General features: G+C 44.7%; 6 protein-coding genes. 1 reads left to right on the top strand and 5 read right to left on the bottom strand.

Going from position 1 to position 8,180, the window contains the following annotated elements; translation table 11 throughout:
• The first annotated feature begins 616 nt into the window (after nt 1–616).
• Nucleotides 617–1,843, top strand: coding sequence for an MFS transporter (locus tag DW862_RS25240; RefSeq protein WP_064975453.1), 1,227 nt, complete (start codon nt 617–619; stop codon nt 1,841–1,843).
• An 89-nt stretch (nt 1,844–1,932) separates the two neighbouring features.
• On the opposite strand, the gene mobV is transcribed toward DW862_RS25240, so the two are convergent.
• From mobV to DW862_RS25210, 5 genes are all read right to left on the bottom strand, one after another.
• Complete coding sequence (gene mobV / locus DW862_RS25235) at nt 1,933–3,300, bottom strand: MobV family relaxase (protein ID WP_022508104.1); 1,368 nt, start codon at nt 3,298–3,300, stop codon at nt 1,933–1,935.
• A 193-nt stretch (nt 3,301–3,493) separates the two neighbouring features.
• Entirely contained in the window at nt 3,494–4,462 is a 969-nt protein-coding gene (locus tag DW862_RS25230) for a toprim domain-containing protein (RefSeq protein WP_016564201.1), read from the bottom strand.
• A 254-nt stretch (nt 4,463–4,716) separates the two neighbouring features.
• The gene (locus DW862_RS25220; RefSeq protein ID WP_016564203.1) at nt 4,717–5,958 is read right to left on the bottom strand and encodes a primase-helicase family protein; all 1,242 of its coding nucleotides are present in this window, start codon (nt 5,956–5,958) and stop codon (nt 4,717–4,719) included.
• Nucleotides 5,959–6,268: 310 nt separating this feature from the next.
• A complete protein-coding gene (locus tag DW862_RS25215; RefSeq protein ID WP_016564204.1) occupies nt 6,269–6,658 on the bottom strand; it encodes a hypothetical protein in 390 nt (129 codons plus the stop codon).
• Between the two features lie 18 nt (nt 6,659–6,676).
• Nucleotides 6,677–7,912 carry a site-specific integrase gene (locus DW862_RS25210; protein WP_016564205.1) on the bottom strand — a complete coding sequence of 412 codons (1,236 nt, stop codon included), beginning with the start codon at nt 7,910–7,912 and terminating at the stop codon, nt 6,677–6,679.
• Nucleotides 7,913–8,180: the final 268 nt, after the last annotated feature.

Below are 8,180 nucleotides of genomic sequence, written 5' to 3'. Positions count from 1 at the left end.
TATTTTAAATTCTGAACGGTTTCGTCTAACCGTTTGATGAATAAACATTTAACGGAGTATCTGAAAAGTAATGGTAACGACTAGGAAACCGTGCGATTTTCAGCGTTTTGCGGTGTTTTACTATCAAATAACTCTTTCAGGTGCAAAGATACGACAAATCTTTGATATAGTATCCAATACAAACAGTATTCGCCATTTTTTGCCTTTCGATATATACCTATTTGCTTATGCCGTTATTTTTTGCAGATTTGGATAAAAAAGGAAAGGCAAAATTCAGGAAGCATTGAAATTCTTTACTTTAGTTAGTGCAAAAATCGAATAATTTATTGTAACTTTGCAGCGGATTCGGTGTGCATATAATACCATCCCAATTAAGATAAGTCGCAACATATATAGTGGTTTTCAATATGATTATGAACAATTGTACAATATTAACAGGTAAAAACACCGTTAATATTGCATATCATAAACCTTGGTAATTTTTCCACATTCAAATCTAATTAATTCGATTTGAATGTCATTGTCTTTGTAATCCGGCATGCTATTTCAGGCTTGTCGAGAGATTTTTTGTGCTATAAAATCAAGAAACATTCAAAAGATAAAAGGAAAAATTCAAATGGAAAAAATCAGAAATTGGAAACAAGATTTCTATACAATATGGGCGGGGCAAGCTGTGTCCCTGATAACAAGTGGGGTTCTTCAAATGGCCATCATCTGGCATCTGACAAATACAACAGGGTCTGCGATGGTGTTGTCAATGGCGACCTTGGTTGGGTTTCTACCTCAAGCGGTTTTAGGTTCTGCAATCGGAGTACTTGTTGACCGCTGGAACCGGAAAATGGTCATGATTGGTGCAGATGTCATCATAGCTTGTGCTGGACTGGTACTTACCGTAATTTCCCTGTCAGCGGAACTACCTGTATGGATAGTAATGCTCATCCTCTTCATTAGAAGCGTTGGCACTGCATTCCATTCCCCTGCGTTAAGTGCGGTAACACCTCTTTTAGTGCCTGAAGAACAGTTAGTCAAATGTGCCGGCTACACCCAGTCCATCCAATCGGCAAGTTTCATCCTAAGTCCGGCAATTGCCGCTTTTCTCTATGCAAAATGGGGGTTGAATTCTGCGGTTGCCCTTGACGTATTCGGAGCAATAATTGCCTGTATCACTGTTGCAATGGTTCACATCCCAAAACAACCGATTGAAGCGCTGCAGCAAGAAAACTTTTTCACCGAACTGCGCATTGGCTATAACGCAATACGACAAAATAAAGCTCTTTTCACATTGCTTTGGATAGGAGCAATCAATATGTTCATTTATATGCCAATCAATGCGCTATTTCCGCTGATGAGTATGAATTATTTCGAGGGAAGTACCTTGCATGCTTCCGTGGTGGAAATTGTTTTTGCAGTTGGTATGTTGTTGGGCGGACTTCTATTGGGCGCATGGGGAGGTTTCAAAAAGCGCATGGCAAATATCATCGGCTCTATCTTTCTTGTGGGAGTGTCATTGACTGTTTCCGGCTTGCTACCAACCAATGGTTTTATGATATTTGCGATATGTTGTACGTTGATGGGCTTTTCTGCCCCATTCTATAATGGAGTACAGACCGCGCTATTTCAAGAACAGATACAACCCGAGTATTTAGGGCGTGTTTTCGGACTTCTTGGCAGCATCATGTCGTTTGCCATGCCGCTTGGGTTGGTAGTGTCGGGTGCATTTGCAGACCAAATCGGGGTAAACCGTTGGTTTTTGTTCTCAGGTATGGCTATTCTGCTTCTCGCTATAATAGCCTTATGTCTTCCACAACTTAGAAAGGTCGACAATCAAAAACAAAAATCATGATTTATGAAACGTAACTAAATCTAAACAGCAATAAGCCTCTGATAGGGAAATACGATTATCGGAGGCTTATTGCAATCTGTTTTAACTACTTATGTAATTCCTCTACTTTTCCTTTGTGGTTGAATTGGCTGTCGTATGCTCTGCCGTAGCCTGTCGAACTGTTCCCTGAACCATTCGCCTATGGGCTGGCGGTTGATTACGAGTGTCAGTTTAGACTTGTCCGCAGGGTCTTTCACCACTTGAAAGCCTGCTCTTTCTGTCGTAAAACTCCGATTATGTTCCTCCGAATAAAGTTTGCCCTCGTATATCAAAGGCTTACCATAAGTCAATGTCGTGGTCTGCCTTTCATTGAACCCGACAAGGCGGCACAGGCTCTCTATTCTCATAATTTCCTTTGCCATAGGAAACCATGCACACAGCTTTTCGATAATGCGTTTCAAACCTGATACTTCATCTTTGTGTCTGACACTTTTTTCCGCCATCTCCTTACGGTGATTCTGCTGTATTTCCAACAACTGGCGGTTGTGCTCGGTTTGCATCGTGTGTATGCGGTTTTGCAGTATCTCAATGGTTTCCTCATGGGTGGCAACTTCCCGATACAGGGCGGTGTTCTCCCTTTCCAAAGTCTTGACCTTGTTGCTCCCGAAAAGAGAACCGACACTTTCAGCTATGTTGGTCGCTGCGGTGGTGGCTGCACCTTTCAGTTTCTCGGTCTGTACCTCTTTCTTGGCTTGTCTGAGTTCCTGTTCGGTTTCGGTTTTCTGCTCCTGTAACCGCTTGTTTTCTGCATCAAGGGCAGCGTTCTTTTTCTGTATGTCCCGATAATACTGTGTCGTGGTGGTGTGCCGTGCTTCGGAACCTCGCACACCTCGCTGTAATCCGTATTTAGCCATAACCCTTGCATAATTGTCGTGGTACGCAATCAAGGTCTGACGGTTGAACAGGTCATCGGCACACAAACGGACGGTATTTGCTTTCTTGTGATACTTCCGTTTGCCGTCTTCCTGCTCTTTCTTGGCTTTGCGCCTTTCACCTGTCACGATGGGAACAATGGCTGCATGGATATGCGGTGTCTTCTCGTCCATGTGAAGATGGGCGGCAACCACGTTCTCCCTGCCGAATGTGGCTTGCAGCCATTGGATGCTGTCGCTGCACCATTCGTCAAGTCTTCCGTTTTCCTGTATGTCCATCATGTCCTCATGTGTTCCCGACAGAACCACTCGGACTACACGGACTTGGTCATGTGTAATCTTCCGCTTGATGCCTGCCGTGTTCAGCCTGTGGGCAATCGCTTCATCCCTGCCATGAACGCCATCGGGGTATTCTATAAGTACCCTGTTCAGATGCGTTCTTGTCGGGTCTGCGTTTTTAGGTATGATTCTTCTCTCTATATGGTCGGATTGTACGGTGTCCGATGAACCTTTTGCTTTCTTTATGTCCAATGAAAAATATCCCATGTAGTTTGATTTTTACGGTTATTGTTATGAGTGTATTCTCTGCCTGTGGCATTGGCTCTCAGGGTTTCCAAAGGGATTTCCCTTTGGCTCGATAGGGAGTTTTTAGCATTACCGTGTAATGCGTGAAGAAAACGCCCTATTGAGCTATGGTATTTCTGTCTAAATACCCTTGGGAAAGCGAACCTGTTCCCCTCTATATTTTCAGCCCTTTCTTTTTCGGTGGCTGCATCATCCGCCTTGCGGATTGTACTTGCTTCTCCTCCTTTATCGGCTCTGTCGATTGGGACAAGAGTTTTTTGCACAGGTACTCGTTCAAGTCATTATACCCTGCATAGTGAACCGACATATCCTGCAAGCGGTCACCCAACATCCGTTGCAGGTTGGCGTATGCGTTCCGTCCTGCTGTGTCATTGTCAAGGAAACAGCCGATTCGGGTATAGGTTGCCAATATGCTTTCCGCTTTCGAGAGGTTGGAAACGGAGTTGAGAATGACGTAATCCTGTGCATTCAATCGTGGGTGTTGCGGATTGTTCTTTACTCGGATGGTCAGGAACGAGAGATAATCCATGAAGCCCTCGAAAAGATAACAGACGGTTCGTGGCTCTTTTTGCTGTCGGATATGGGTGATGTCCTTCGGGGCGACACATCCCTTGAAGTATCTATTACGCACTTCATACCCTCTTGCCATATTCGGGAAGCCGATGGCGAAATAGGGTTTGTCGGCATTCTCAAACCGCAGTTCCTTACACTCCCTTTTGGCGAGTTCAATGTCTATCCCCCTTTCTTGCAGATAGGCAATGAGCGCAGGTGATGACAGCTCGCCAACTCTTAATACCCGATAAGTGCGGTTGTCGGATTGCTGCTTGCCAAAAGAAAACGATGCAGGGCGGATGTATGGTGTCCGTTCCTCTATGCGCTTCAACAGGCAGGTTACATCTTCCGTATGGTAGAGTTCCGCTGCCAATGCGATGATGTTACCGCCCTTGCCAAGTCCAAAATCGTACCATTTGTTGAGTTCTGTGTTTACCTTGAAAGATGCGTCCGTTTCCTCTCTCAGCGGTGATTTGTACCAAAAGCTGCTGCCCTGTTGCTTGACGGGCGTGTAACCCAAACTTTGCAGATAGTCTGCGATTCTGATTTGTTTAACTTCTTGTATGTTCATGATATTCTATAGATTTGATGATGATTGTAAAAACGTTGATTTGTTGAATGGCTTATATAACACATTTATTTACAGAAAGATATTTGCTCAACATCTTCTCAACAAACCACTCGCCAAAAGAGAAATCAACAATCGGGTGCTGTTCCTCTCTCAACTTCTCTTTTCGATTGTTGAGATTTTGTTGAGAGTGTATATTGTTTATTGTCAGCATAGTTATATCCTTATTCATCAATTCAACAAAAAAAAGAATGATATTACAGGGATTCAAGTTGTTCCCTCGTGACAGAATAGAAACGACCGACCCGTTTTACAGGCTCATACCGACACTCCCGATTGTAGTTGAATTGGTAGGTGGTATAGGTCAGTCCGTTGGGTGCAGGCGTAAGTTTCCAACACTCCTGCAACACCTTTCGGACTTGGTGCTTCTCCACTTTTACCTGCGAGTGTACCAGCAACAGAAGAATGTCGTTGTAGCAGAACGAGAATGTGTCCGTGCCGACACTATCCATGATGTCAAGTATCAGCTCGTGCATCTCTATCTCCAGTCGGTTACGGTTGCTGCGGATTATCTTCTGCAAGGCTTCGGTATGCAACAGCGATGGAGCAAACCACATACGGCTTTCCTTTTCGGTGGATAGTGTTCTGTGTTGCAGGAAATGAAGAAAGGCGGGTATCTCCGCTTTCAGCTTTTGCAGGAAGTCGGTATCATCAGACTGCAAGCGGTCTATCTTGCGTACCCAATAGCGTGTTTCCCCTGCATCAATGATTACAGGCAAGTACTCGTTGTTGGAGCATAGCACGAACTTGGCGAAAAACGCTATCTCGTCACGGTCTTTGCCTTTGGCTTCCACCTTGTAGGAAAGTGTGGTGCTTAGGTTCTTCAACCGCTCGCTGTCCTCCCTACGGTTGAGCAGCACCTCGTCCACCACGATAAGCAGTTTGCCGGCCCAGTCGGAATTGAATTGGCTACGGAAATCCTCGTTGGTGTTAAAGGTTACATTGTTCTGAAATAGGAGTTTTAGAAAATTCAGAAATGTGCTTTTGCCTGTGTTGCGTTCCTCTGATACCAACAGCAGGATAGGCAGCTTTTGAATGGGGTACAAGTAGAGCAGTTGTAGGTAGTCCATGCCCAACTCGTATTGCTCCCCGAAGATGTGACCTACCAAAGATTGGATATGCGAGAAATCGCCCTCTTTAGGTTGGTGGTCTATCGGTTCATAGAGGTTAAGGAACTTGCCGACCACGGGATGGTAGCCGATGTGTTCGGGTACGGTGCAGAAGCCGTCATACTTGGGAACGCTGCCGATGTAGTCCTTGCCGTAGTCTTGGCGCAGGGTTTCGTTGTTCCATGCTATGCGTTTCCTTACATACCCTCCGTTCAGTTTGGGCTGCTCCACAATCTTGTAAAGCGTAGTCCCCACTCGGATGAATTCCTCCTTTGCCATGCCACCATCCGATGGCGGTCTGTGGCTGTCTTGTTGTTTGTTAGCTGACATAATCAAATGGTTTTAAGTTTGAAAAATACCAGCTACAAAAGTATAAGCATTTATCGGATAAGTTGTTACGCAAAACGCGGCAGAACGGTGACAAATAGCCCCCGAAGAAAAAACTTTCAATGGTTTGGAACGGAAGTCGGGCAGGACAGACGAAAAAACTCCCAAAAAACGAATGTGGGGATTACGCTTTTCGGGAGAAAAAATTGGAGTTCCTGTTGATATGTCGGTCAGATTATATGCTGACACGCTGGCTTGATTACTCTATTCGTGACTGAATGAATGGATTCCGTCAGTCGTGCAACCAATTCAGCTACGAGAAGTATTCGGCTTTGGCTATGCCGTTGGTGTTCAGCGAAAAGAAGATGCTTGTTTTCTCTTTTCGCAAGTACAGTCTTTCAAGAACGGCATTGCGCACCTGCTTCGCACTGTATGTGCCGATACGGAACGCAAGGGCGATTATCGTTTCAAGGCTGTAAACCTCCATGCTGCACTTGTCGGACAGTCGGATGGTATGCCTTATCTCACACTCATTCAGAATGCCGTTCTTGCAGAGTGTCTTTATCCCTGCCCTGATAGTCGGGGCGGTTACATTGAACAACTCGCAAAGCTCCCACTCACTCATGGCGGTTGCCTGTATATCTTTCGGCATAACTACATTGCCGAACTCGTTCATTGTTATGATGTTTCTTTCCTCTTTCATTATCGTTTGATTTAAGGGTTACTGAATGGCATTGCAAATGTTCTTTTCCATATCCTCCAGTTTGTGCGACAATGTTTCCATATCCTGACTAATCTTTTGGGCTGTGATTTTTGCGTAAATTTGGGTCGTTTTTATGTTGGTATGTCCCAAAAGTCGGCTGACGGTTTCAATGGGTACTCCGTTGGATAACAGCACAGTGGTCGCTGCCGAATGTCTTGCTACATGATAGGTCAAGTGGACTTTTATACCGCACAACTTGGCAATGGCTTTCAGCTTCTTGTTGCAAGTCGTGTTACTCGGCATGGGGAATACTTTATTATCTCTTGTCATACCCCTGTACTTCTCTATTATCTTTCGGGGAACATCCAACAATCGGATATTGGATTCCGTGTTAGTTTTCTTTCTTCGGGTGATAATCCACAGATTTCCGTCAAAGAATGTTTGCAGGTTGTCTTCCGTAAGGTTCTTGACATCGGAATATGCCAAACCTGTAAAGGTGGAGAACAGAAATAAATCCCTGACAAGCTCGTGTGTCTTGTCGGGCATATCGGTGTTCATCATTGTGTGTATCTCCTCTCTCGTAATATACCCTCTGTCCACGCTTTCGGGAGAGTTGATGTACCCTGCAAAGGGATTGAACGGCAGACGACCGTCATTCCTCGCTATGGAAATAATGTGTTTCAGCACAATCATGTAGCCCCAAATGGTATTGGTGCGGCATTTTTTCTCAGTACGCAGGAAATACTCGAAGTCGTTGATGAACGAGAGGTTCAACTCTTTTAACGGAATATCTTCACGCTTGTAGGTATGGGGTAGGAACTCACGGATGTGCTTGCAGACGGTAACATAACGTCGGAATGTTCCTTTTGCCCTGCTGTGTCCCACTTTCTTGGCAAATTCGCTGTTGTGTTGTTCAAACAGTTTTAGCAAGGTTTCCTGTTTGATACCGATGCCGAGATAGGCATCTTTCAACTTGGCAGCAGTGACATAACCGTCCGTCTGCATCAACTCTTGATAACGGCGGTTTATCTCCACTCTGATTTTGTCAACGGCACGGTTGATTCTTTGCGCTTCGGCACTCTTACCCGAAGCACGGTTGTTCTTCACGTCCCACAGGCGCAAGGGAACATCCATCTTGCAACTGAACTGCTTAATCTCTCCGTCCACCGTAATGCGACACATCAAAGGCAGGTTGCCGTTGGGTTTCTCACTGCCTTTCTTCACGTAGAACAATACCTTAAATGTACTTCTCATAACTCACTTTTTTTTGGTTACAAAATTAATTCATAGTGAGTTACCGACAGATACGACACATAACGCCAAACGATGCAAAATTTAGGTTTCGCAAGAAATTTGCATCATCGCACGGGTAATGATAAAGTAACTGAACTTTTGCTGCGTTTGTCCATATTCTGTCTCTTCTTGGCTTTTGAACAAGAGAAAAATATAGCGTAACGAACGCTTTTTCAGTCTGTTCGCTACGCTTTACTCAAATTTGCTATTCCGTTAGGTGTTTATTTTA

Origin of the sequence: Bacteroides sp. AM37-9 (genome assembly GCF_003603455.1) — a bacterium.
Taxonomy (GTDB): domain Bacteria; phylum Bacteroidota; class Bacteroidia; order Bacteroidales; family Bacteroidaceae; genus Bacteroides; species Bacteroides xylanisolvens.
This window is presented reverse-complemented; position numbering and strand designations above follow the sequence as displayed.